This window comes from Streptomyces sp. ST2-7A (genome assembly GCF_021390475.1).
Lineage (GTDB): Bacteria > Actinomycetota > Actinomycetes > Streptomycetales > Streptomycetaceae > Streptomyces.
Window position 1 is genome coordinate 1 of the sequence record NZ_JAJUWS010000027.1, and the last position, 24,843, is coordinate 24,843.

General features: G+C 71.5%; 24 protein-coding genes and 2 pseudogenes. 8 read left to right on the top strand and 18 right to left on the bottom strand.

What is annotated here, in order from left to right:
* Positions 1–206 precede the first annotated feature (206 nt).
* Positions 207–662, top strand: coding sequence for a hypothetical protein (locus LZF96_RS16865; RefSeq protein ID WP_233872747.1), 456 nt, complete (start codon positions 207–209; stop codon positions 660–662).
* Between the two features lie 236 nt (positions 663–898).
* A complete protein-coding gene (locus LZF96_RS16870) occupies positions 899–2,746 on the top strand; it encodes a glycoside hydrolase family 18 chitinase (protein WP_233872750.1) in 1,848 nt (615 codons plus the stop codon).
* A gap of 261 nt (positions 2,747–3,007) precedes the next feature.
* Here LZF96_RS16870 and LZF96_RS16875 read toward each other — a convergent pair whose 3' ends face one another.
* Positions 3,008–3,655, bottom strand: a complete 648-nt coding sequence (locus tag LZF96_RS16875) for a GNAT family N-acetyltransferase (protein ID WP_233872753.1) — start codon at positions 3,653–3,655, stop codon at positions 3,008–3,010.
* A 221-nt stretch (positions 3,656–3,876) separates the two neighbouring features.
* Here LZF96_RS16875 and LZF96_RS16880 point away from each other — a divergent pair.
* Positions 3,877–4,119, top strand: a pseudogene (locus tag LZF96_RS16880) (helix-turn-helix domain-containing protein); the annotation flags it as partial.
* A gap of 259 nt (positions 4,120–4,378) precedes the next feature.
* Here LZF96_RS16880 and LZF96_RS16885 read toward each other — a convergent pair.
* Positions 4,379–5,125: a methyltransferase domain-containing protein gene (locus LZF96_RS16885; protein ID WP_233872756.1), complete on the bottom strand. Its 747-nt coding sequence runs from the start codon at positions 5,123–5,125 to the stop codon at positions 4,379–4,381.
* A 278-nt stretch (positions 5,126–5,403) separates the two neighbouring features.
* Here LZF96_RS16885 and LZF96_RS16890 point away from each other — a divergent pair, with 278 nt between their 5' ends.
* On the top strand, positions 5,404–5,733 hold the full coding sequence (locus LZF96_RS16890) for a hypothetical protein (RefSeq protein WP_233872759.1): 330 nt from the start codon (positions 5,404–5,406) through the stop codon (positions 5,731–5,733).
* Positions 5,734–5,771: 38 nt separating this feature from the next.
* Here LZF96_RS16890 and LZF96_RS26625 read toward each other — a convergent pair whose 3' ends face one another.
* Positions 5,772–6,734: a helix-turn-helix transcriptional regulator gene (locus tag LZF96_RS26625; protein ID WP_267941013.1), complete on the bottom strand. Its 963-nt coding sequence runs from the start codon at positions 6,732–6,734 to the stop codon at positions 5,772–5,774.
* 146 nt (positions 6,735–6,880) lie between these two features.
* Here LZF96_RS26625 and LZF96_RS16900 point away from each other — a divergent pair, with 146 nt between their 5' ends.
* From LZF96_RS16900 to tgmC, 4 genes are all read left to right on the top strand, one after another.
* On the top strand, positions 6,881–7,129 hold the full coding sequence (locus tag LZF96_RS16900) for a hypothetical protein (RefSeq protein WP_233872762.1): 249 nt from the start codon (positions 6,881–6,883) through the stop codon (positions 7,127–7,129).
* 360 nt (positions 7,130–7,489) lie between these two features.
* Complete coding sequence (gene tgmA / locus LZF96_RS16905) at positions 7,490–7,714, top strand: putative ATP-grasp-modified RiPP (protein ID WP_233872938.1); 225 nt, start codon at positions 7,490–7,492, stop codon at positions 7,712–7,714.
* Positions 7,711–8,682, top strand: coding sequence for an ATP-grasp ribosomal peptide maturase (gene tgmB, locus LZF96_RS16910; protein WP_233872765.1), 972 nt, complete (start codon positions 7,711–7,713; stop codon positions 8,680–8,682). The genes tgmA and tgmB overlap by 4 nt, the downstream gene beginning before the upstream one ends.
* Positions 8,679–9,938, top strand: a complete 1,260-nt coding sequence (gene tgmC, locus LZF96_RS16915) for an ATP-grasp peptide maturase system methyltransferase (protein ID WP_233872768.1) — start codon at positions 8,679–8,681, stop codon at positions 9,936–9,938. Before tgmB ends, tgmC begins: the two co-directional genes overlap by 4 nt.
* Positions 9,939–10,045: 107 nt before the next feature.
* On the opposite strand, the gene LZF96_RS16920 is transcribed toward tgmC, so the two are convergent.
* The 15 genes and pseudogenes from LZF96_RS16920 to prfA form a co-directional block, all read right to left on the bottom strand.
* On the bottom strand, positions 10,046–10,492 hold the full coding sequence (locus LZF96_RS16920) for a DUF2550 domain-containing protein (RefSeq protein WP_233872771.1): 447 nt from the start codon (positions 10,490–10,492) through the stop codon (positions 10,046–10,048).
* A gap of 119 nt (positions 10,493–10,611) precedes the next feature.
* Positions 10,612–10,998, bottom strand: coding sequence for a F0F1 ATP synthase subunit epsilon (locus tag LZF96_RS16925; protein ID WP_233872774.1), 387 nt, complete (start codon positions 10,996–10,998; stop codon positions 10,612–10,614).
* Between the two features lie 116 nt (positions 10,999–11,114).
* Positions 11,115–12,554: a F0F1 ATP synthase subunit beta gene (gene atpD / locus LZF96_RS16930; RefSeq protein WP_233872777.1), complete on the bottom strand. Its 1,440-nt coding sequence runs from the start codon at positions 12,552–12,554 to the stop codon at positions 11,115–11,117.
* A gap of 3 nt (positions 12,555–12,557) precedes the next feature.
* Positions 12,558–13,487, bottom strand: a complete 930-nt coding sequence (locus tag LZF96_RS16935; protein WP_233872780.1) for a F0F1 ATP synthase subunit gamma — start codon at positions 13,485–13,487, stop codon at positions 12,558–12,560.
* Positions 13,488–13,489: 2 nt separating this feature from the next.
* Positions 13,490–15,061, bottom strand: a complete 1,572-nt coding sequence (gene atpA, locus LZF96_RS16940; protein ID WP_233872783.1) for a F0F1 ATP synthase subunit alpha — start codon at positions 15,059–15,061, stop codon at positions 13,490–13,492.
* A gap of 128 nt (positions 15,062–15,189) precedes the next feature.
* Positions 15,190–16,023 carry a F0F1 ATP synthase subunit delta gene (locus LZF96_RS16945; RefSeq protein WP_233872786.1) on the bottom strand — a complete coding sequence of 278 codons (834 nt, stop codon included), beginning with the start codon at positions 16,021–16,023 and terminating at the stop codon, positions 15,190–15,192.
* Positions 16,020–16,565 carry a F0F1 ATP synthase subunit B gene (locus tag LZF96_RS16950; RefSeq protein ID WP_233872941.1) on the bottom strand — a complete coding sequence of 182 codons (546 nt, stop codon included), beginning with the start codon at positions 16,563–16,565 and terminating at the stop codon, positions 16,020–16,022. The genes LZF96_RS16945 and LZF96_RS16950 overlap by 4 nt, the downstream gene beginning before the upstream one ends.
* A 41-nt stretch (positions 16,566–16,606) precedes the next feature.
* Positions 16,607–16,840, bottom strand: a complete 234-nt coding sequence (gene atpE / locus LZF96_RS16955; RefSeq protein ID WP_143620415.1) for an ATP synthase F0 subunit C — start codon at positions 16,838–16,840, stop codon at positions 16,607–16,609.
* A 153-nt stretch (positions 16,841–16,993) separates the two neighbouring features.
* A complete protein-coding gene (gene atpB / locus LZF96_RS16960) occupies positions 16,994–17,833 on the bottom strand; it encodes a F0F1 ATP synthase subunit A (RefSeq protein WP_233872788.1) in 840 nt (279 codons plus the stop codon).
* 252 nt (positions 17,834–18,085) lie between these two features.
* Positions 18,086–18,541 carry a hypothetical protein gene (locus LZF96_RS16965; protein ID WP_233872791.1) on the bottom strand — a complete coding sequence of 152 codons (456 nt, stop codon included), beginning with the start codon at positions 18,539–18,541 and terminating at the stop codon, positions 18,086–18,088.
* A gap of 913 nt (positions 18,542–19,454) precedes the next feature.
* Positions 19,455–20,618 (bottom strand): annotated as a pseudogene (locus LZF96_RS16970) (MraY family glycosyltransferase); the annotation flags it as partial.
* Between the two features lie 363 nt (positions 20,619–20,981).
* Entirely contained in the window at positions 20,982–21,641 is a 660-nt protein-coding gene (locus tag LZF96_RS16975; RefSeq protein ID WP_233872944.1) for a protein-tyrosine-phosphatase, read from the bottom strand.
* Positions 21,642–21,763: 122 nt separating this feature from the next.
* Positions 21,764–22,411: an L-threonylcarbamoyladenylate synthase gene (locus tag LZF96_RS16980; RefSeq protein ID WP_233872794.1), complete on the bottom strand. Its 648-nt coding sequence runs from the start codon at positions 22,409–22,411 to the stop codon at positions 21,764–21,766.
* 178 nt (positions 22,412–22,589) lie between these two features.
* Positions 22,590–23,435, bottom strand: coding sequence for a peptide chain release factor N(5)-glutamine methyltransferase (gene prmC, locus LZF96_RS16985; RefSeq protein ID WP_233872947.1), 846 nt, complete (start codon positions 23,433–23,435; stop codon positions 22,590–22,592).
* Positions 23,436–23,587: 152 nt separating this feature from the next.
* The gene (gene prfA, locus LZF96_RS16990; protein WP_233872798.1) at positions 23,588–24,658 is read right to left on the bottom strand and encodes a peptide chain release factor 1; all 1,071 of its coding nucleotides are present in this window, start codon (positions 24,656–24,658) and stop codon (positions 23,588–23,590) included.
* Between the last annotated feature and the right edge of the window lie 185 nt (positions 24,659–24,843).

Genomic DNA, 24,843 nt, shown 5'->3' on the forward strand with positions numbered 1-24,843 from the left:
CCAAGGAGCAGGGCCTGGGCGGCGCCTTCTTCTGGGAGCTGACCGGCGACACCTCCGACGGTGAGTTGATCACCGCCATCCACGAGGGCCTGCGGTAACCGCGTCCCCTCTCCGCACCCCGTGCCCGGGGGCGCCGTCCGGTCCGACCGGAGGCGCCCCCGGGCCCGCGTGTGCCCGTCCCCCGGAGGCGGGGGATGCTGGCGTGCATGGACGACTCGCACCACGAGCACGACGGGCCCGACGAGCAGCACGGCGGACACCGCGCCGGGGACGGCACCGACCCCGACCCGGCGGAGCGGGCCCTGTGGGCGGCGCGCGCCCTGGTCCTGGCCGACCTGGCCTCGGACGCGCTGGACCGCCCCGACGTGGTCTCCCGGCTGGACGAGGCGATGCGGCACCGGCGGTGGTGGGTGGAGCAGTGGCCGCAGGGCGCGCCGTTCGTGGCCGGGTTGCTGGCGCAGGACGTGCAGGACGCGGTGCTGGACTCGGACGGCCGGTGGCCGGCGTGCCCGCTGTGCGTGTCCGGGGAGCCGGGGGAACACGCCCCGCATCCGCTGGAGGTGCGGCCGGAACTGGGCCCGGACCCGCACTGGGTCTGCCCGGAGAAGGGAGTGCCGGTGGCCCCGGTGGGACATCTCGGGCGCCCGTCGGGGCGGGGCTGAACAGGGCAACTCCCGTACCGACACCTTTCCTTCGCTCTTTGGTACAGACCTATTGACCTGTGGTCCAGACCTCTCTACTCTCGGGTCATCTGCGGTGAGCGCACCATGACAATCCACGATCCGTCACAACCCCGTCCAGAACAGTTGTGAACGGTCATGGACCGTGATGGATCGGCGTGCTCGCGGGCGGCGCGGATTCCCCCAGATCTGTCCGACCCCCATCCCCGGGAGTTCCCTTGCGAACAAGGACTTCGGCACGGAACGGCACCACTCGAAGAAACCCCCTCACCCGTCGGCTCGTCGCCCTGCTCACCGCTCTCGCGGTGCCGCTCGGCCTCATGGTGGCGATGGCCGCCCCCGCACAGGCCGCCGGCGCCTCGGCCGCCTTCACCAAGACCTCCGAGTGGGACACCGGGTTCGGCGGCCAGTGGACCGTCACCAACACCGGGACCTCCACCGTCAACGGCTGGACGCTGTCCTGGGACTTCCCCTCCGGGACCGGCGTCGGAGCGCTGTGGAACGGCGTCCTGACCCGGAGCGGCAACACCTACACCGTCACCAACGACAGTTGGAACGGCACCCTGACCCCCGGACAGTCCACCACCGTCGGCTTCTCCGGCAGCGGTAACGGCACCCCCACCAACTGTCGGATCAACGGCGCCTCCTGCGACGGCGGCAACGGCGGACAGCCGGGCGCCCCCGGAGCTCCCGGAGCCCTCGTGCCGGGCGCCGTCACCAACACCTCCATCGCCATCAGCTGGGCCCCGGCCTCCGGTGACGTCACCGAGTACGAGGTGTCGCGCAACGGCTCCGTCGTCGCCACCACCACGGCCCGTAACCACGTCAGCAGCGGCCTGAGCGCCAACACCTCCTACACCTTCACGGTGCGGGCCAAGGGCCCCGGCGGCACCGGCCCGGCGAGCCAGCCGCTGACCGTGCGCACCACCGGCGGGCAGCAGCCCGGCCCCGGCGGGGACCTGGTGAACGTCGGTTACTTCACCGAGTGGGGCATCTACGGCCGCAACTACCACGTGAAGAACATCGTCTCCTCCGGTTCGGCGTCCAAGCTGACCCACATCAACTACGCCTTCGGCAACGTCCAGAACGGCCGCTGCACCATCGGTGACTCCTTCGCCGCCTACGACAAGGCGTACACCGCGGCCGAGAGCGTGGACGGCGTCGCCGACACCTGGGACCAGCCCCTGCGCGGCAACTTCAACCAGCTGAAGAAGCTCAAGGAGATGCACCCGCACATCAAGGTCGTCTGGTCCTTCGGCGGCTGGACCTGGTCCGGCGGCTTCGGTCAGGCCATGCAGAACCCGCAGGCGTTCGCCAAGTCCTGCTACGACCTGGTCAACGACCCGCGCTGGGAAGGCGTCTTCGACGGCATCGACCTGGACTGGGAGTACCCCAACGCCTGTGGTCTGACCTGTGACACCAGCGGCCGGGACTCCTTCCGCCGGATGATGCAGGCCTTCCGCGCCGAGTTCGGCGACCAGCTGGTCACCGCCGCCATCACCGCCGACGCCTCCAGTGGCGGCAAGATCGACGCGGCCGACTACGCGGGCGGCTCGCAGTACGCCGACTACCTGCACGTCATGACGTACGACTTCTTCGGCGCCTGGGCGGCGCAGGGCCCGACCGCCCCGCACTCCCCGCTCAACGCCTACCAGGGCATCCCGCAGGCCGGCTTCAACTCGCACGAGGCGATCCAGAAGCTCAAGGCCCAGGGCGTCCCGGCCCGGAAGCTGACGCTGGGGATCGGCTTCTACGGTCGCGGCTGGACCGGCGTCACGCGGGCCGCCCCCGGCGGTACGGCCACCGGCCCGGCGCCCGGCACCTACGAGCAGGGCATCGAGGACTACAAGGTCCTCAAGCAGACCTGCCCCGCCACCGGCACCATCGCGGGCACCGCCTACGCCCACTGCGGCACCAACTGGTGGAGCTACGACACCCCGCAGACCATCGCCGGGAAGATGAACTACGCCAAGGAGCAGGGCCTGGGCGGCGCGATGTTCTGGGAGCTGAGCGGCGACACCTCCAACGGTGAGCTGATCACCGCCATCGGCAACGGGCTCCGCTGAGAACCCCGGGCTGCCGGGTTCGGCGACTCCGCCCGGCCCCGGCAGCCCGGTTCCAACCCCGCCCCGGTCGGCGCGACCCGGGGCGGGGCCGGTTCCCCGGCCCGGTCCGTCGACCGGGGCGGGACACCCCGACCGCGGTCGGGAGACGGTCCGCCCGCCGTCCCCCGACCGCACCGGCCCCACGGGCCCCGGCGCCGGCCTCCTCGCGTCCCCGAGGGGGCCGGCGTCGTGTCGTCCTCCTCCCGCGCCGGCGAGTCGCGTTCAGGGCGCCATCGAGAACCGCCGGCAGACGTGCACCCGGCGGAACCCCCGCCGCAGCTCCGCCTCCCGCTCGAGGTCCGCGTGGGCGAACACCGTCACCGGTCGCAGACCGGGGGCGGGAGTGCCCACGGCCCGGTCCGGCTCACCGGGATCGACGCGGTGATCCGCGTACACGTGCAGGTAGTGGTCGCTCTCCACGAACCCCTGCGCCCGGTACCAGGCCAGGGTGTCGGGGTCGTCACGGGCCCGGGCGTCGAGCACCGGGATCCCGGCGGTCCGCAGCCGGGCCCGCGCCTCCGCGAGCAACCGCCGCCCGATCCCGCGTCGGCGGTGGTCCGGGTGCACGGCGACGGTGTCGATGGTCGCCAGGGCACCGGCCACGGAGACGTCGAGGATCCCGACGACCTCCTCCCGCTCCTCCCGTTCCTCGCGGCCGGTGCGGGCGGCCGGTGCCACGGCCACCAGCCCGAAGCCGGGCGCCGGCGTCACGGGACGCGCTTGGAGCACGTCGTCGTGGTAGGCGGTGGTCGGAAAGGCGAGCACCCGGCAGCGCAGCCAGGACGGCTCATCGGCCGGTTCGTACCCGCGCGGGACGAGCTCCGGCCGATCGACGCGGATGTGGTGGTCGTACTCGATGTGCGGACTCACGGAGTGAACTCCCCTGAATCGAAACGGTCTTCGGGATCGAGGTCATGCGTTCGCGAGTCGTCACACCCCGGATCCTCCTTCCCCGGCCACCCGTCGCGCACCGGGTTTTCCCCACGCCCGGCGGTGGGTTGACCCTCCCCTCGGGGCAAACCCCAGCATCGGTGGAGCCGGGCGAGGGGCCCGGTACGAGGAGGAGGTGTCGGGTGTCCGGGACGGGTGGGCTGATCATCAGGGCGTTCGCGCGGCTGAGCCGCCTCTCCCCCAAGGCCCTGCGCCTGTACGACGACCTCGGCCTGCTGCCGCCCGCCCGCGTGGACCCGACCAACGGCTACCGGTACTACTCCCCCGACCAGTTGGAACGGGCCCGCCTGATCGCCTGGCTCCGTCGGTTGGGGATGCCGCTCGCCGACATCCGGCGCGTCTGCGCACTGGCCGGGCCGGCGGCGGCCGGGGAGGTCCGGGCACGCGCGGCGTGAGAGCCCCCGGTCGGTGGGGCACCGGGCCGCCCCACCGACCGGACCCGGGGACCACCGAGAACCGTCGCTAACCCTCCGCCCGCTCGGGCGTTCCCTACCCATCGCCGGAGAAGGGTCCGAACGAGGAACTCCGCGCCTCGCCCCCCGCTGTTGCCCACCACCGGATGACCGGGCGACAACCTCGCCCGGTCACCCGGTCGCCCGGTCACCCGGTCCGATCCCGGGGCGGGGACGGACGAGGCGGCCGTCAGCGGCGCATCAGGGCGAAGACGCCCCAGCCGAGGTGTTCCCGCGCGTACCGGGTGTAGCGGATCGGCTCCGAGGACAGCTCGGCCCGCAGTTCGGGGGCGAGTTCGTCGTCCGGGTTCCGGTCCAACCACCGGCGGATGGTGAGCCACTGGGCGGCCTTGTACCGATCCCGGCTGTCGGGGTCGGCGAGCATCATCTCGACGAGGTCCCACCCGAGTTCGGCGAAGTGCCCGATCAGGTCCGGCAGGAGCCGGAAGTCGCTCTCCTCACGGGCCCAACACGCCTCGACGCGGGCACGGTTCGGCGGCCGGCGCAGCCAGTACGGCTCACCGATCAGCAGCACGCCGCCGGGACGCGGGCTGCGGTCCAACAACTCGATCGTGCCGGCGGCCCCGTCGCCGATCCAGGTCGCCCCGAGACAGGCGGCGATGTCCACCGGCTCGTCGGACACGTGGCCGGCGGCGTCGCCGTGGACGAACTCCACCCGGTCGGCGACGCCGAGTTCGGCCGCCCGGGCCCGGGCGGAGGTGGTGAACTCCGTGCTGATGTCCACGCCGGTGCCGGTGACGCCGTGGTCGCGGGCCCGGGTGCAGAGCATCTCGCCCGACCCGCTCGCCAGGTCGAGCACGCGGCTGCCGGGTTCGGGGTTCAGCGCGCGCCCGAGAGCCGCGAGCTTGTCATCGGTGAGCGGGTTGTGGATGCGATGTCCGCTCTCGCGGATGGTGAAGACGCGTGGAAGATCCACTATCGGGTTCCCTTGTGATCCGTGGGGTGGTCGATGGGGCGAGCACACCGCTCGCGCGGGACGACCGGATGGCACCGGTCGTCGTGGGGCGGACCGTCATCGAACTCACCTCATCGGGCGGGGGAACCTCGAACCCGCGCGAAGGTAACCGGCCCCGGTCCCGTCGTCCACCGGGTTTCGGACGGGACGGTGGCGCGGGCGGTCGTCGCCGGGGCCGGTCACGGGAGAGGCACGGTCGGGGGTTGCTTCGGGCACGGCGCGTTGGGCGGGGGCGTCGGATGAGCACCCATCGGAACATGTACCTCGGCCCGATCCACATCGCCTTCACCGTGGTCGGCTGGAGCTTCCCGGTGGTCGCGCTGCTCGTGGCGTGCCTGCTGTACATGATCGGGCTGTTCCTCGGTGTCTTCACCCTCGGCGGCCATCTGGCCGGCCGCAGGCGCGACAAGGACACCGGCACGCCGGACGACGCCGAAAGACCCCTCGGCCTGTCGGCCTTCACCTGGAAGGACGCCACGACGGACGAGCCGGCCGAACCGGATCGGGAACCGGGACAGCTCCCTCTCCCGGAGAAACCCCGCCCGACACCACCCGGCGGCCCTCCGTGAGCCTTCCCCGACCCGCCGACCGTCGGACGGGTCGCTCCTCATCGGGCGCGCTCGGCGCGGGCGAGGGCGGCGCGGTACTCCGTGGTCCATTCCGCACCTCGCTGTTCGACGGGTAGTCCCCGCAGTCCCTCGGACAGCAGATCGGCCGCTGCGGCATGGTCGTCGAGCGAGAGGCTGACCATGCCGATGTTCATCTGAAAGAACTGTGGGCTGTACCAATAGACGATGGGCGGGGGATCCGATACCCGGGTGGACGCCTCCGCCGCCTCCCCCAAAAGCCTCCGCGCCTCCCCCCTCTCCCCCAACCCCGCGTATCCCCCGGCCGCCTGGAGCGTGTCGAAAACCCGCTGGGTCGGGTGGGCGCCGGGGGCGTGGAGAGCGGCATGGGAGGCACGGAGAACACCACGGTGGTTGCCTCGTTGGCGGGCCACGTACCCCCGGAAGCTGACCGCCACGGCGGCGACGGCGCACTCCCCCGCCTCGTCCGACAACTCCTCCGCCACCGACAACAACTCCAGCGCCCGGGCGTCGCGCCACACCGCGGCGTGCAGCCAGCCCGCGTACTGGTGCCACTCGGCCACCACGGTCAGCAGGGCCTTCCGGTGCGGACCCCGCGACTCCTTCGCCAACTCCCCCACCTGCTCCAACTGCGCACACACCGCGGGGATCAGGGGGCGTGGGCCGATCGCGTCCTCCAGCCGTCGCTGCGCCGTCAGCACGCCGGCCAGCGTCTCGACCGTTCGACCGTCCACCCTTCCCGGGCGGGCCAGGACCCCGTCCACCCGGGCCTCGTCGTCCTCCTCCATCCCCACGGCCCGGAGCGCTCCGTCCGCGCCCACGAGACCGTCCAGGGCGTCGAGCAATCGCGGGGAGGGCCGCTGTTTTCCGTTGAGCACCCGGGAGAGGTACGCCGGGTCGTAGTTCAACTCCCTGGCCGCCGCGCGCAGGGAATATCCGCTGTCCCGCAGGGCCCGGCGGGCGATGGGAGCGAAGTCGCTCATGGTGAACCCCTGTGGATTGACCGGAAATTCCATCGTAGTCAACACCGGTCATCTCCCGCGTGATCACGGCGGAAAACCACCATGACGGGGTGGGGTCGCCGCAGAGCGATCCCGTTCGAACCATCGGATCATCACAAGGGGAGATCGTGGAGAACCACCCATCCGACCCGACCGTATTCGTTCCCGGAAAGGGTGAGCTCGTGGTGGACACCCGGCAGCGCATTCCGGGTCGGGTGGTGGACATGTGGAACGGCGGGGCGTGGTTGCGGCCGGTCGCCGGGGGCCGTGAGTGGGAAGCCCGGGTCGAGCACCTCCGGCGCCCGGACACGACCGAGGCCATCCGCGCACGCATGGCCGAACTCGACCACCACAGCCGCGCCGGGAGGCTTCGGTGACCGAGCCCCGGGGGCGCCACCGGCCCACGGGGCGCACGGACAGAACCCATCACGAACGGCCCGGACCGGCGCACCGAAAAACTTTCACCCGCTTCGCGTGAACCCGTTTCGCCACGTGAATCACCCACCGGACCCCAACATATGCCATACGAATATCAGAGTTTCCCCGGACGGGTGAAGTTCGCCGCCCCGCCGGGAAGGATGCGATCGGAAAGCATCCATCACCGAGGCGGAGATCACCGGGGGACAGCCCGGCATCGAACCATATTCGACGCCGGGAACCTCCACCGGAGACCGCCTCGAAACATGAAGGGGTTTTCGATGAGGGAGGGGACCGTGTTTCCCTGGGGGCTGACCCGTATGGAATCATATCCGGCTGTCATCCGGGTCACCGGAAGAGCCGTGATGCTCGACCCCGAGTCCCAGACAACCGTGTACCACGACGCCACCGGAAAGATCATCGACATGGGAACCCACGGAACCGGTACGGGCCAGGAAACGAAAACGCGTACCAGTGGGGACGGCCAGGGGCCCAACAACCTGGATCAGGGCAGTGACCAGGAAAACGATCAGGACCAGCCTTGATCGACTCCCGTCCCGTGCTGGTGAACACCCGGTTGGACGACCCCACGGCCGACCACGTCATCGGGGAGCTGCACCGGCGGGGGGTTCCCGTCGTCCGCCTCGACACGGGTCGTCCCGACGGGGTGACCATGACGGTCGGGGCGGGAGCCGGAACCGGATGGCGGGGAACTCTTCGGACCCCCACCCGCCGGGTGGATCCGCGCGAGGTCAGGGCGGTGTACCACCGCCGCCCTTCCCCCACCGTTCCCGCTTCCCCCACCGATGACCCGATCGGGCATCAACGGGAGTTCGCCGCCGCCCAGGTCAGGCACGGCCTGGGCGGTCTCCTGATGGCGCTTCCCGGCTGCCTGCACGTGAACCATCCCCACCTCAACGCGGCGGCGGAGTACAAACCCCTCCAACTGTCCACCGCCGTCGCCTCCGGGTTCACCGTGCCCCCCACCCTGATCACCAACGAACCGGAAGCCGCCAGGGACTTCATCCGGGCACATCATCCGGTGGTGTACAAACCCCTCCGTCACACCGACTATCGGAAAAACGGAGAGCTACGCACCATCTGGGTTCGCCCCGTGGTGGTCGAGGAGATCGACCCCTCCCTTCGCGCCTGCCCCCACCTGTTCCAGAAGCAGGTCCCCAAGGTCGCCGACGCGAGGGTGGCGGTGGTGGGCGGTGACTTCTTCGCGACCCGGATCACCCTCGACGGCGAGCACCCCGACTGGCGCATGGACTATTCACTCGTCTCCTTCTCCCCCATCGAGGCGCCCGCCGCCGTGCGGAGGAGCGCGGAGCTCTACCTGAAGACCTTCGGCCTCGTTTTCGGAGCCTTCGACTTCGCCATCGACAGGGACGGAACCTGGCACTTCCTCGAGTGCAATCCGAACGGCCAGTGGGCCTTCGTCGATCCCACCACCACGAGGGAGATCGCCGTCGCCCTCGCCGACACACTGGAAAAGGGCGTTTCCCCATGACCGAGCGGCATTCCCCGACCGTCGCCCCACCGCTCACCCCCGACACCGACCCCGGCGGCGACCTCGCCGCACGGCTGCGGGCGGAGTTGGCGGACGAGTTGCACCGGCGGGGGGATCTGCGCTCACCGGAGTGGCGGGAGGCCGTTCTGCGGGTCCCCCGTCACCTCTTCGTCCCCACCTTCTTCCAACGGACGGACGGCCCCGGCCCCACCACCTGGACCCCCCGGACCGGGGAGCTCGGGGAGAAGGAGCCGACCTCCCGGTTGGAGACCGTCTACTCCAACACCACCCTGGTGACCCGCCTCGACGGCGACCGCCGCCCGCAGGACGTGGAGGGGCCGGTGACGGGTACCCCCGCCTCGTCCTCCACCCTGCCCGGCCTGGTGGTTCGGATGTTGGAGGAGTCCGGCGCCCGGACCGGGGACCGGGTGCTGGAGATCGGCACCGGCACCGGCTATTCCACCGCCCTGCTGTGCGAGCGGTGCGGGGACGGCTCGATCACCTCGGTGGAGTACGACGCCGGGGCCGCCCGCTCGGCACGGGACTCGCTGACGACCCTCGGTCGGCACCCGACCCTGGTGGTCGGTGACGGCCTGCTGGGCCATCCGGGCACCGCTCCCCACGACCGTCTCATCGCCACCTGTTCGGTGCGGCACATCCCCCCGCCCTGGCTCGATCAGGTGCGCCCCGGCGGCACCCTGCTGGTCCCGCTCTCCGGCCGGCTGCCCGCCTACGGCCTGGTCCGCCTGACCCGGGGAGAACGAGCGGGCGAGGCGAGAGGCGAGTTCCTGCCCGGCTGTGTCTCCTTCATGGGCGCGGCGGGCCACGGGGCCCCCGCTGTCGGCGGCCTCCCGAACCCGCCCACCCGCGAGGACGCCACCGAGCGGGCCACCGACCACGGTCCGGCCGTGCTGGAGGACTGGACCACGGCCTTCCTGGTCCAACTGGCCGTTCCGACCGCCCGTCTCCTCGGCATCCGGGCGGAGGGCGGAGCGTTCGTGGAACACCTGGTGGATCACACGACCGGTTCGTCCGCGACCCTCCTGCCCGACACGGGAAGCGGGTACCGGGTGCGGCAGACGGGCCCGGTGCGGCTGTGGGACGCCGTCGAGGAGACGCTGGAGCGGTGGGAGCGGGCGGGGAGCCCGGATCAGTCGCGGTTCGGGATGACGGTCACCGATCACCGGCAGTGGGTGTGGGCGGGGAGCCCGGACGGTCCCCGGTGGGAGCTGCCGACGGACGCGCCGACCCGCTGAGCCGACCGGGAAGCCCACGCCCATCCGCCCCCGGGGAACCACCCCGGGAAACACCTCGGGAAACACCTCGGCCGGGGACGCGAACGGCCCCGGCCGGGAGGTGATGATCAGGCGACATTCACCCGACGACCCGGCGGGGCCGCTTCGAGCCAGGCGAGGAAGCCGGTGAGGGCGTCCTCGCTCATGCCCAGTTCGAGGTCGGAGCCATTGTGCCGACAGGTCAGCACCATGGCCCCGGGCAACAGGGCCAACTCCTCGTCGCCCTGTGGGTGCCGCCGCTCGCGTACCTCGATGAGGTCGCGCTCCAGCGACAGACGTGGTTTCGGCAGATAGGAGAAGACGCGGAACCACTCGATGCGGTCGCCGTTGTAGCGGGCGACGCCGTACACCCAGTTCTTGCCGGACGACTGGCCCGCCACCGGCGGTGTCCACCGGCCGGAACAGTCGAAGGTGCCCCCGGCGCGCTGGATGACCCGGCGCCGGACACCGAAGCCCACCAGTCCGAGCGCCACCGCCGCCAGGACGGCACCGCACACGATCAGAGCGAGGACCATCCCGATCGACCTCCCCGCATCGTCGTTTCGCCTCGTGCCGGACCCGCGCCGGCGGTGTCACGCCCACCCTCCCGGGCGGGTCGCCGTGGACGACGCGCCGGGCGGGGAGGCGTGGTGTCTCAGCGCGTGCCCGCCGCGACGGCCGCCAATCGGATGTGCGCCCGACGCTCGGCCGAGGCGTCGGCATCCGCCTTGGCCTGGTCCAGGGCACGCTCCGCTCGTTCGACATCGATCTCGTCGGCGAGCTCCGCGATCTCCGCCAGCAGCGACAGCCTACCGTCCGCGTAGGAGAGGAAGCCTCCGTGCACCGCCGCGACGACCGTGCCCTCACCGGTCTCGCCGGTGGTGCGGATGGTGACGGGCCCGGTCTCCAGGACCGACAGCACCGGCTGGTGGTTGGGCATGATGCCGATGTCGCCGGTGACGGTGCGGGCGACGACCAGGGAGGCCTCGCCGGACCAGACCCTGCGGTCAGCGGCGACCAGCTCCACCTGCAACTTGGCCACGATGGCCCCTTCCGAGTGTTCTGGTGAGGAGTCCGGGGACCGGACGGGGTGGGGGGCGGGGCGGAACGGGGGCGGACCGTCCGGTCCGCCCCCGCCCGCTCGCCCGGGGGCCGGCGTCAGGAGACGCCGAGCTCCTTGGCCTTGGCCTTGAGGTCGTCCAGGCCACCGCACATGAAGAACGCCTGCTCGGGGAAGTGGTCGTACTCACCGTCGGCGATCGAGTTGAACGCCGTGATCGACTCGTCCAGCGAGACGTCCGAGCCGTCCATGCCGGTGAACTGCTTCGCCGCGTGGGTGTTCTGCGACAGGAAGCGCTCGATGCGACGGGCGCGGTGAACGGTGAGCTTGTCCTCCTCACCGAGCTCGTCGATACCGAGGATGGCGATGATGTCCTGGAGGTCCTTGTACTTCTGCAGGATCCCCTTGACGCGGGTGGCGCACTCGTAGTGCTCCTGCGTGATGAAGCGCGGGTCCAGGATGCGGGAGGTGGAGTCCAGCGGGTCCACCGCCGGGTAGATGCCCTTCTCCGAGATCGGCCGCGAGAGCACCGTGGTGGCGTCCAGGTGGGCGAAGGTGGTCGCCGGCGCCGGGTCGGTCAGGTCGTCCGCGGGAACGTAGATCGCCTGCATGGAGGTGATCGAGTGACCGCGGGTCGAGGTGATCCGCTCCTGGAGCTGACCCATCTCGTCCGCCAGGTTCGGCTGGTAGCCCACCGCGGAGGGCATGCGGCCCAGCAGGGTGGAGACCTCGGAGCCGGCCTGGGTGAAGCGGAAGATGTTGTCGATGAAGAACAGCACGTCCTGCTTCTGCACATCGCGGAAGTACTCCGCCATGGTCAGACCGGCCAGGGCGACGCGCAGCCGGGTCCCCGGCGGCTCGTCCATCTGGCCGAAGACGAGGGCGGTCTGCGGGAGCACGCCCGAGTCCGCCATCTCCTCGATCAGGTCGTTGCCCTCACGGGTGCGCTCGCCCACGCCCGCGAAGACCGACACACCCTCGTGCAGCTTCGCCACACGCATGATCATTTCCTGGATGAGGACCGTCTTGCCCACACCCGCGCCGCCGAAGAGGCCGATCTTGCCGCCCTTGACGTAGGGGGTCAGCAGGTCGACGACCTTCAGGCCGGTCTCGAACATCTCGGTCTTGGACTCGAGCTGGTCGAAGTCGGGGGCCTTGCGGTGGATCGGCCAGCGCTCGGTGACCTCCGACTCGGCCTCGGGCTCGTTGAGGATGCGCCCCAGGGTGTTGAACACCCGGCCCTTGGTGACGTCGCCGACCGGCACGGTGATGCCCTCACCGGTGTTGGTCACCGGGGCCTGGCGGACCAGACCGTCGGTGGGCTCCATCGCGATGGAACGGACCAGGCCCTCGCCGAGGTGCTGGGCCACCTCGAGGGTCAGGATCTTGGTGGCGCCCGGCTCGGCCGGGTCCATCACATCGACCTTGAGCGCGTTGTAGATCTCGGGCATCGCGTCGACGGGGAACTCCACGTCGACGACCGGGCCGATGACCCGCGCGACGCGGCCCGTCGCCGTCGTCTCAGCAGTAGTGGTCATGAGTTACCTGTCACTCCCCGCGGTCGCGTCGGCCAGAGCGCTGGCACCGCCGACGATCTCGCTGATTTCCTGGGTGATGTCGGCCTGGCGGGCCGCGTTGGCAAGCCGCGTGAGCGACTTGATGAGGTCTTCCGCGTTGTCGGTGGCCGACTTCATGGCCCGCCGTCGGGCGGCGTGCTCGGAGGCCGCCGCCTGGAGGAGCGCGTTGTAGACGCGGCTCTCCACGTAGCGCGGCAGGAGCGCGTCCAGGACCCGCTCGGCACTCGGCTCGAAGTCGTACAACGGGCGCGCCTCGTTGCCCTTGACGAACACCTCGGCGGAAGCCTCCGCCGTGTGCTCGAAGGACAGCGGCAGCATCCGCCGGTCCACCGGGGTCTGCGTCATCATCGAGACGAACTCGGTGAAGACGATGTGCAGTTCATCCACCCCGCCGTCCGCCGTCGACTTCTCGATCGAGGCGATCAGCGGTTCGGCCACGGCCTTGGCGTCGGCGTAGGTCGGGCTGTCGGTGAAGCCGGTCCACGACCGCTGCACCGTGCGCTCGCGGAAGGCGTAGTAGGCCACGCCCTTGCGACCGACGATGTAGCTGTCGACCTGCTTGCCCTCGGAGACGAGCCGGGCCGTGAGGCTGTCGGCCGCCTTGATGGCGTTGCTGGAGTAGCCGCCGGCCAGGCCGCGGTCGCTGGTGATCAGCAGGACCGCGACACGCACCGGACGCTCCACCTCGGTGGTGAGCGCGTGCTTCACCTCGGAGGTCTGCGCCACCGCCGTGACGGCGGCGGTCAGCTCGTCGGCGTAGGGGGTGGAGGCCTCCACCTTGCGCTGGGCCTTGATGATGCGCGAGGCGGCGATCATCTCCATCGCCTTGGTGATCTTCTTGGTCGCAGTGACGGATTTGATCCGCCGCTTGTAGACCCGGATCTGGGCTCCCATGCTCAGCCCTCGCCCAGAAGCTTGCCGTCCGCGGTCTCGAACTGCTGCTTGAAGTCGTTCACCGCGACACCGATGGCGGAGACGGTGTCCTTGGACATCTTCCCGCCCTCGCGGATGGAGGTCATCAGGTCCTTCTTCTCGCGGCCGAGCCAGTCCAGCAGCTCGCGCTCGAAGCGGCGGATCTCGTTGACCGGGATGTCGTCCATCAGGCCGTTGGTGCCGGACCAGACGGAGACGACCTGGTTCTCGGTGGAGAAGGGGTTGTACTGCTCCTGCTTGAGCAGCTCCACCATCCGCTTGCCGCGCTCCAGCGCCGCCTTGGAGGCCGCGTCCAGGTCGGAACCGAAGGCGGCGAACGCCTCCAGCTCGCGGTACTGGGCGAGGTCCACCCGCAGCGAACCGGTGATCTGCTTCATCGCCGGGTGCTGGGCGGAGCCACCCACCCGGGAGACGGAGATACCGACGTTCAGCGCCGGGCGGACGCCCGAGTTGAACAGGTCCGACTCCAGGAAGCACTGACCGTCGGTGATCGAGATCACGTTGGTCGGGATGAACGCGGAGACGTCGTTGGCCTTGGTCTCGACGATCGGCAGACCGGTCATGGACCCGGCGCCCATCTCGTCGGAGAGCTTGGCGCAGCGCTCCAGCAGGCGGGAGTGCAGGTAGAAGACGTCGCCCGGGTAGGCCTCGCGGCCCGGCGGACGGCGCAGCAGCAGGGACACGGCGCGGTAGGCGTCGGCCTGCTTGGACAGGTCGTCGAAGATGATCAGGACGTGCTTGCCCTGGTACATCCAGTGCTGACCGATGGCCGAGCCGGTGTAGGGGGCCAGGTACTTGAAGCCGGCCGGGTCGGAGGCGGGAGCGGCGACGATCGTCGTGTACTCCAGCGCGCCGTTCTCCTCCAGGGCGGCCCGCACCGAGGCGATGGTGGAGCCCTTCTGGCCGATGGCGACGTAGATGCAGCGCACCTGCTTGTTCACGTCACCGGAGCGCCAGTTGTCGCGCTGGTTGATGATCGTGTCGACCGCGAGGGCGGTCTTGCCGGTCTGCCGGTCGCCGATGATCAGCTGACGCTGACCGCGGCCGATCGGGGTCATGGTGTCGACGGCCTTGTAGCCGGTCTCCATCGGCTCGTGGACCGACTTGCGGGCCATGACGCCGGGGGCCTGCAGTTCGAGGGCGCGGCGGCCCTCGGTCGCGATCTCGCCGAGGCCGTCGACCGGGTTGCCCAGCGGGTCCACGACGCGACCGAGGTAGCCGTCGCCGACCGACACCGAGAGGACCTCACCGGTGCGGCGCACCGGCTGACCCTCCTCGATGCCGTTGAACTCGCCGAGGACGATCGCGCCGATCTCGCGCTCCTCAAGGTTGAGGGCGAGACCGAGCGTGCCGTCCTCGAAGGTCAGCAGCTCGTTCGCCATCGCCGAGGGCAGCCCCTCGACCTTCGCGATGCCGTCACCGGCAACGCTGACCGTTCCGACCTCTTCCCGCGAGGCCGCGTCCGGCGTGTACGACTGGACGAACGACTCCAGTGCGTCCCGGATCTCATCCGGCCGGATCGTGAGCTCCGCCATCTGGGTTCCCTGCTCTCCTTGTTGGGACCGTAAGTTCTTCGTACGGCCCAACTCGGGCCGCTGAATATGCTTTTTGAGTTGGTGTGCGTCGCCGCCGGAGCGGGACGGGTGGGTGCTTCGCCGCCGGCTCAGTCGCCCAGTCGCCGGGAGACCTCGTCCAGTCGCTGCGCGATGGTGCCCTGGATGACCTCGTCGCCGATCCGGACCGAGATCCCGCCGAGGACCCGCGGGTCCACGTCGAGGTTCAGCTGGACCGGGCGGCCGTAGAGCCTGCCCAGGGCCTCGCCCAGACGTCGCCGCTGGGTCTCGTCGAGCGGCACCGCGCTGGTGACGACCGCCACCGAGCGGTTGCGCCGCTCGGCCGCGATCCGGGACAGGGACTCCAGGCCCCCCTCCAGGCTACGGCCCCGCGGGTGCTGCACCAGGCGCAGCACCAGTCGCTCGGTCACCGGCCGCGTCCGGCCGCCCAGCAGGCGGCGGATGAGCAGTGCCCGTGCCTCGCGGTTCTCCTCCGAACCCTTGCCGCCGGCCAGGGTGGCGCGCAGCTCCGGGGAGGAGGCGACGATCCGGGAGAACCGGAACAGCTCATCCTCCACCGTGTCCAGGGTGCCGTCGCGCTCGGCGGAGGTCAGCTCGGCGGTGTCCGCCAGCTCCTCCAGCGCGTCGACCAGGTCACGGGGGGCGGACCAGCGGGAACGGACCATCCCGGAGATCAGGTCGACGGTCTCCCCGCCGACCTGCCCGGTGAGGAGTCGGCCGACCAGGCCGGCCTTGGCCTCACCGGGCTGGGACGGGTCGGTGAGCGTGCGGCGCAGCCCGACCTCGCGGTCCAGCAGCGCCGTGACCGAGGCCAGCTCGTCGGAGAGCACCGTGGTGTCCACCGACGTGCTGCCGGCCAGCACGCTCAGTCGTTCCCGGGCCGACGCCAGCGCTTCGCGGCTGGCCGATCCGACCGCCCTCATCGGGCCGCCTCGGCGGTCTCGGCGCGCCCCTCGAGCTCGTCGAGGAAGCGGTCGATGACACGGCTCTGGCGGGCGTGCTCCTCGAGGGACTCACCGACCAGACGACCGGCCAGGTCGGTGGCGAGCCGACCGATGTCCTGGCGCAGGGTCTCGGTGGCCTGCCGGCGGTCGGCCTCGATCTGGGCGTGACCGGCGGCGATGATCTCCTCGCGCTGCCGCTGACCCTCTTCGCGCATCTCGGCGATGAGCACGGCACCCTGCTCCTGCGCCTCCTGGCGCAGACGGGCGGCCTCGTGACGGGCCTCCGCCAGCTGGGTGCGGTACTCCTCGAGGGTCTGTCGGGCCTCGGCCTGCGTGGCCTCCGCCTTCTCGATCCCACCCTCGATCGCCTCCCGCCGCTCGTCCAGCGCGCGGTTGATGATGGGGAGCAGCTTGAAGTGGAAGGCGAGGTAGACGACGCCGATCGCGAACAGACCGATGAAGATCTCGGGCCAGACGGGCAGCAGAGGAGTCTGCGGCTCGTCGGCGGCCAGCTGAATCAGCATGGTGGACCTTTCGTCGATGTCGGCTTCGAAAAAGTCCGTCAGTAGATGAACGGGACGACGAAGCCGATCAGGGCCAGGGCCTCGACGAGCGCGAAGCCGAGCAGCATGTTCTGACGGATGAGACCGGCCGCCTCGGGCTGACGGGCGATGGCCTGGACACCGTTACCGAAGATGTAGCCGATACCGATACCGGCACCGATCACGCCGAGGCCGTAGCCGACGGTGCCGATGTTGCCCTCAATGGCGGCAAGGGTCTCGAAAGCAGCGGACATGTCCGTGGTTCCTTCTCTCGGTGGGCCGGTGGGGGTGTGTCCACCGGACGTCTGCGGTTCGGGGCCCTGGCCGGGCCCGCGAAGGGGTGGTTCACGAGGGTGCGGGCGGACCCGCGATCCCGGGGTGGGAGGAGGTGACCGATCCGGTTCGGATCAGTGCGCCTCCTCCAACGCGCCCGAGATGTAGGTGGCGGTCAGGACGGTGAAGACGTATGCCTGCAGGGCCTGGATGAACATCTCGAAGACCGTGATGATGATGGTCATCAGCAGCGAGGCGCCCGCGTAGACGGTGCCGAGCAGGGTGCCGGCCATGTACCAGGCGCCGATCAGGAAGACCAGGATCAGGATGTGGCCCGCGAACATGTTCGCGAAGAGTCGGACCGCCAGCGTGAAGGGCCGCACGAAGACGTTGGAGAGCAGCTCCAGCGGCGTCAGGATGATGTAGATCGGCTTGGGCAGCCCGCCCGGCACGCACAGGTTGCGGATACCGCCGACGAAGCCGTTGGTCTTGAAGGTCACCGTCATGTAGGTGACCCAGACGACCAGGGCGAGCGCCACCGGGTAGGCGATGATCGAGGTCACCGGCAGTTGGGCCATGGGCACGATCGCCCAGGCGTTCATCACCCAGATGGTGAAGAAGAGCGAGACCAGCAGCGGGACGAACCGCTCGGCCTGCTTGCCGATCACCTCGCGGGCGATGCCCCGGCGCACGAAGTCGTAGAGGACCTCGGCGACGCTCTGCAGCTTGCCCGGGACCACCTTCGCCTTGCCGAAGGCGAACCAGAAGAAGGTGAGGACGACGATGGTGCTGAGCAGTGCCAGCAGCATCGCCTTGTTGAACTCGAAGACGAAGAGTCCGAGATCGACGCTGAAGATCGGCTCGAACTTGAAGGACCACACCGAGGGCGCGGGGTAGCCGCAGTCCTGGAACAGGTGGCAGTCGGTCTCGAAGGCGAGCGTCTGGTCGCTATTCACCGCGAGCTCCTTCGGCATGACGCATGGATACGGCTACCTCGGGTGTCGGCGTGGCGGCGCGCCACGGAACGGCACTGGACTGGGTGGGCGGGAGGGCGGAGCCGTCGGGCACGCGTGCGCACGCCCGCTCCGGATGGTCCGGGAGGGAAGCCGCGGCCGTCCCGCACGGCGTGCTTCCCGGTGTCACCGGGCTTCCGGCGACGGACGATAGCAGCCCCGCGGAACGGGTCCGTATGCCGGCCCTCGGAACCGAACGCCCCCGGCCGCGGTTCACTCGCCGGCCTCCCGCCCCCGGGCTTCGGCGGAGCCGGAACCGTCGGTGGAGGGGTCGGCGGTCGGCACCACGTAGGGCGTCTTGACCTTGAGGTTGGCGCGGATCTGTCCGATGACCCAGGCGAGCATGGCCACCAGGACGCCGGCGCCGAAGGCCCGGCCGTCGAGGAAGGTCGCGTCCCGCAGCAGGATCAGCAGGATCAGCAGCACACCCACCTGGGTGATGTAGATGACCACGGCCGCGCCCATGAGGAGCTCGGGCCAGCGGTGGCCGACCCGGGCGAGACCGAACTGGCCCGAGGCGAAGAAGAGGAAACCGACGAGAACACCGAGGAAGACCCCGAGCGCGCCGGCTCCACCGGCGGCGAGTGCGCCGACGAGAATCGCGAGGGCGCCGGCTGCGGCCGTGAAAAGAGCGGCGCCGCGGATGATCCGGGCGTCGTTGGGCTGCATGGGGAGGCTTCTCCGGCTGGCGTCGGGGAACGTCTGTCGTCTTCGACGGGGGCGAGCGAAGGTGCCCGGCGGTGGGGCCGAGTGGCCCTGTCGGCCGCGACTCGTGAACGCTATCACAAACTTTTTGATGAGGTCTTTACCCTCATCGTGTGCATGTTCTCACACCGGAGAGGTATGAGTTGGGGCTGTTCGGGTGAGGGCTGTTCGAATGAGCGCCTCGCACGGGGCGTCCTCGCGGGAGCCCGCGCGCAGCCCGTGGCGAAAGTGTTCAGCGGCGGCTTCCGGACCGTCGGCGGAACGGCGCGGAACCCTGCCGATCGCCGAGGGCCGTCGCCCCGCTCGCCGAGCGTACCGGGCGCTCCGGACCCCCCTCGGTACCGGGGTCCTCGGCGGCCCTCCCGGCCTCCGGGCCGGTCTCCCCACCGGTGTCACCCCGGGTCTCCCCGGCCGCCGGCCCGGGCCGGTCGGTGCTCGTTCCGCCCGCCGGGACGGCCTTCCCGGCCGCGTCCCCGGCGCCCTCCCCCGGCCGTGCAGGGTCGGGCCCGGTGCCCCGCGTCCCGTCTTCCTCCACGGCCCCGGTACCGCCCCGCGTGCCCTCCCCGGCACGAGCGGTCGCGGCGCCCGGAACGATCTCGCCCTCCGGGGCGGATGCGGCGACCGCGTTGGTCTTCGGGCCCGCGCCGGTCGCGGCGCCCGGAACGGTCCCGACCTTCGCGGCGGTCCCATCCCGCTGAGCGGACCCGGTGCCCGCGCCGGTCCCGGCGCCCGGGGCGTCCGGCGCGATCCCGGCGTCCGCGCCGGATGCGGGGGTGTCGTCGCCGGTGTCCCCGGCCGCCGGCGTCGCCGCACGCCCCCCGTCCACGTCCCGCGCCCCGGCCGGCCCGTCCGCGCCGTCGGCCCCGACCGACGGAACCCGGCGGTAGCGCGGCGGCACCAGCCGTTCCGCCCACTCCGGCACCCGGGGCGAGAACCGGGGCAGCAGCAGCACCAGCAGGCCCAGCGCGCTGAGCACCACGATCGTCGGCACCACCAGCACCGTGTCCTGCTGCACCGACCACCAGATCGCGCCGAAGGCGATCAGCGCCGCCCAGAAGTACATGATCAGCACGGCCCGGCTGTGCGAGTGGCCGATCTCCAGCAGCCGGTGGTGCAGGTGTCCCCGGTCGGCGGCGAACGGCGAGTGCCCGCGCCAGGTGCGCCGCACGATCGCCAACAGCAGGTCCGCCACCGGCACCGCGATGATGGTCAGCGGCAGCAGCACCGGGATGTAGACCGGCACCATCTCGATGACCGTGGCGCGCACCGAACCGGTGAACAGCTGCATCCGGTCCGGGTCCACCTGGCCGGTGATGGAGACCGCGCCGGCGGCCAGTACCAGGCCCAGCAGCATCGACCCCGAGTCGCCCATGAAGATCCGCGCCGGATGCATGTTGTGCGGCAGGAAACCCAGGCACATGCCCATCAGCACCGCCGCGAACAGCGTCGCGGGCGCCGCCGCCTCGATGCCGTGGCCGTACCAGAGGCGGTAGGCGTACAGGAAGAACGCCGCCGCGGCGATGCACACCATGCCCGCCGCCAGGCCGTCCAGGCCGTCCACGAAGTTCACCGCGTTGATGGTGACGACCACCAACGTCACCGTGAGCAGGGTGCCTTGCAAGGGGGTCAGCGCGACCACGCCCACGCCGGGCACCGGCAGCCACAGGATGGTCAGGCCCTGGAAGACCATCACCCCGGCCGCGATCATCTGGCAGCCCAGCTTGACCAGGGCGTCGACGCCCCACTTGTCGTCGAGGACGCCCAGCAGCCAGATCAGCCCCGCCCCCGCCAGGAGGGCCCGGGGTTCGTCGGAGAGCCGGAAGACCTCGCCGATGTTGCTCAGCTGCGAGGCGACCAGCAGGCCCGCGCACAGGCCGCCGAACATCGCGATCCCGCCCAGCCGGGGCGTCGGCTCGCGGTGCACGTCCCGGGCCCGGATCGGCGGCACGGCGCCCGCGGCGATGGCGAACTTGCGCACCGGGCCGGTCAACAGATACGTGACGGCCGCGGCCACGCAGAGCGTCAACAGGTACTCGCGCACGGACTCTCCCGGGTGTGCTCCAACCTCAGGCCCCACACCCTAGTGCCCCGCCGGGGGGCGTTCGCGCGCCGAGGAGCGGCGCCCGGCGTCCGTTGCCCGGCCTCCCGGGGGAACTCCCCCGGGGGGGGGTGCGACCCCGCGTCCGACGGGTGCGGCGGGGGTGCCCGCCGGGTGGTTCGAGGGGTGAGCCGACGGCCGGCGCCGCGGATGCCCCGGGGGCCGTCGTGTATCCGTCGACCGGCCCGGTGCGGTCCCCGTCCACCGGGACGCCGGGATTCCGGCGGAACCGTCCGCCGCGCGCGGTCACCGACCGGCTCGGGGGGCGGACCCCCGCCGGCCGGGGCACCCCGGCGGTGTACCGGGTCACGGAAGGGCGTCCGGCGGGGTTCGGGGGGCGGGCGGACCGGTGACCGGCGAGGCGGTCAGGCCGGTGAGGGCCGTCACCACCGGGTCCAGCGCCGAACGGATCTCCTCACCGATGCTGCGGAAGTAGGGGAACGGCGCCCCGTACGGGTCCTGCACCTCGTCCGCCTCCGGGGTGGGCGCCAGCAGCCAGCCGCGCAACGCCGCCGCCGCCCGGCCCAGCGCGCGCGCCCGCGCCACCGCCCCGCCCGGCACGTGGGCGTCCGGCAGGGTGGTCGGGTCGATGGCCCGCACCAGGCGGGTGAACTCCTTCAGGGTGAAGGTGCGCAGTCCCGCCGAGTGCCCCATCGAGATGACGTGCGCCCGGTGGTCCAGGGTGGCGGTCAGCACCAGGTCGGCGGCGATCACGTGCTCGTCCAGCAGTTCCCGGCCGGTGAAGTCGTCCGCGTCGGCGCCGAACTCGGTCAGCACCCGGGCCGCGTGCGCCTCCATCGGCGCCCCCACGTGGCCCCAGGTTCCCGCGCTCTCCACGATCAGCCCACCACCGGCCGCGCCCAGCCGGTCGCACAGCGCCTGGCGGGTGAGCCGCTCGGTGATCGGCGACCGGCAGACGTTGCCGGTGCTGACGTACAGGATGCGGAAGGTCGCGGGGGCGGGTATGCCGCTCTCCTCGGCGTCCCCTCCGGCCGCGTCCGCCTCGGGGCGCGTCGAACGAGCCCCTGGCGACGGCGGGGGAAGGGGGGAGGCCGCGCCGGGCGGGGGCCCGGGCAGGGTGGGGGCGGTCAATGTGCCGTCTCCAGATCGGGCACGACCTTCCGCAGCTCCTCCGCGCTCACCGCCCCGGCGCGCAGCAGCACCGGCACCGGGCCGGTGATGTCCACGATCGAGGAGGGCACGTTGTCGGCGGTGGGGCCGCCGTCGAGGTAGACGGCGACCGAGTCCCCGAGCATGTCCATCGCGGCGTCGCAGGTCTGCGGGGAGGGATGGCCGGTGAGGTTGGCGCTGGAGACGGCCATCGGGCCGAACTCCTTGAGCAGCTCCAGCGCGATGGGGTGCAGCGGCATTCGCACCGCGACCGTGCCCCGGGTCTCCCCCAGGTCCCAGGTCAGCGACGGCTGGTGGCGGGCGACCAGGGTCAGCGCCCCCGGCCAGAAGGCATCCACCAGTTCCCAGGCCCGTTCGTTCAGGCCGGTGACCAGACCGTGCAGGGTGTTCGGGGAGCCGACCAGCACCGGGGAGGGCATGTTGCGGCCCCGGCCCTTGGCCTCCAGCAGGTCGCCGACGGCCTTGCGGTTGAAGGCGTCCGCGCCCACTCCGTAGACGGTGTCGGTGGGCAGGACCACCAGGTCACCGCGGCGCACGGCTGCGGTGGCCTCGCGCAGGCCGTGGGCGCGGTCGGTGAGATCGGTGCAGTCGTAGCGCCGGGGCATCTCTCGTGCTCCTCGGTGGTGATCGGTGCTCGGGGTTCCGGTGCCGCGGCTCCGGGAACCGGCTGCGGTACCGGGAGCGGCGGAAGGGACTGTCGGGAAACGGTGGGGCGGTCGGGGCGGCTGATCGGCTGGGGTGGATCGGTGGGGCTGCTCGGCGGGAGGTGGGGGCCGGTCCGGCTCAGTGACCGACCCGCCGGGCGGTGGCGAACCGGGGCCGGTTGTTCAGGTCCGGGTGGTCGGCGGCGTCCGCCCAGCCCCGGTCCTCGGGGAACAGCCACGGCACCTGGCCGCCCTGGCTGTCGGCGTGCTCGACGACCACCACCCCGCCGGGCCGCAGCAGGCGGTGCGCGGCGCGTTCCAGCCCCCGGATGGTGTCCAGGCCGTCCTCCCCGGAGAACAGCGCCAGTTGCGGATCGTGGTCCCGGGCCTCGGGCGCCACGTACTCCCACTCGCCGAGCGGGATGTACGGGGGGTTGGAGATCACCAGGTCCACCCGGCCGTCGAACTCCGGCAGGGCCGCCAGGGCGTCCCCCTGATGGAGGGTCACCCGGGTTCCCTCGGGGATGGAGTCGATGTTGCGACGGGCCCATTCCACCGCCCGCCCGTCCAGCTCCACCGCGTGCACCCGGGCCCGGGGCACCTCCTGGGCCAGGGCCAGGGCGATCGCCCCGGAGCCGGTGCACAGATCGACCACCAGCGGCTCGGCGACGTCCATCGCGCGCACGGCGTCTATGGCCCATCCCACCACCGACTCGGTCTCCGGGCGGGGCACGAAGACACCGGGCCCCACCCGCAGTTCCAGGTAGCGGAACCAGGCACGGCCGGTGATGTGCTGCAACGGCTCGCGGGCCTCGCGGCGGGCGATCGCCTCCCAGTAGCGGGCGTCGAAGTCCGGGTCGGCCACCAGGTGCAGCCGGGCCCGGTCGGTCTCGTGGACGAAGGCGGCCAGTTCCTCGGCGTCGTGCCGGGGCGAGGGCACGCCGGCGTCGGCCAGCCGCTGGGTGGCCCTGGCCACCTCGGCCATCAGTACCGAGCGGGGCGCGCCGGCGGACGACCCGGTGGAGGGTCCCGCGGAACCGGTCGAAGGCGTCACGGGGCCCACCCTACGTCCACCCCCGTCCGGGGTTCCCCCTGCCCGCGCCTCCCCGCGCGCGGCCGGATCACGGCCGTCGACCGTCATCGGGCGGCGGCGAGCCGGACGGCGGAGTCGGCGTCGACGCATGCCTGGATGACCGGGTCCAGCTCGCCGTCCAGGACCTGGTCCAGGTTGTACGCCTTGAAGCCGACGCGGTGGTCGGAGATCCGGTTCTCCGGGAAGTTGTAGGTACGCACCCGCTCGGAGCGGTCCACCGTGCGGACCTGGCTGCGGCGGGCGTCGGAGGCCTCCCGATCGGCCTCCTCGCGGGCGACGGCCAGCAGCCGGGCGCGCAGGATGCGCATCGCCTGTTCCTTGTTCTGCAACTGGCTCTTCTCGTTCTGGCAGGAGGCGACGATGCCGGAGGGCTGGTGGGTGATGCGCACCGCCGAGTCGGTGGTGTTGACCGACTGGCCGCCCGGGCCGGAGGAGCGGTAGACGTCGATCCGCAGGTCGCCCGGGTTGATCTCGACGTCCACCTCCTCGGCCTCGGGGAGGACGAGCACGCCGGCGGCGGAGGTGTGGATGCGGCCCTGGGACTCGGTGGCGGGGACCCGCTGCACGCGGTGGACGCCGCCCTCGTACTTCAGGCGGGCCCACACGCCCTGCCCCGGCCCGGTCGCGCCGCGCGCCTTGACCGCCACCTGCACGTCCTTGTACCCGCCCAGGTCGGAGGCGGTGGACTCGATGATCTCGGTGCGCCAGCCGTGCCGCTCGGCGTAGCGCAGGTACATGCGCAGCAGGTCTGCGGCGAACAGCGCGGACTCGTCGCCGCCCTCGCCGGCCTTGATCTCCAGGATGACGTCCTTGTCGTCGACCGGGTCGCGGGGCACCAGGAGCAGCCGCAGCCGGTCGGTCAGTTCCTCGCGGTGGGCCTCCAGGCTCTTCACCTCGGAGAGGAACTCGGGGTCCTCGGCGGCCAGCTCGCGGGCGGCTCCGATGTCCTCCCCGCAGGCGCGCCACTCGCGGTAGGCGGCCAGCACGGGGGTCAGCTCCGCGTAGCGCCGGTGCAGGGCGCGGGCGCGGGCCTGGTCGGCGTGGACGGAGGGGTCGGCGAGCTGCCGTTCGAGGTCGGCGTGTTCGCCGATGAGTTCCTCGACCGCCTCGAACATCGGTGGTCTCCCGGAGGGACGCCGGGCGGGGGCCCGGGGTGGGGGCGGATTGGTGGGGACCGGGCGGCGGCGGGGCCCGGCCGGGGCGGCACGGGCGGTCCGACGCGGTCGGTGTCGGACCGGGGTCCGGAGGGCCGGGCCGGGTACGGAAAAACGCCGGTCCGGCCGCTCTCGCGAAGCGGTCG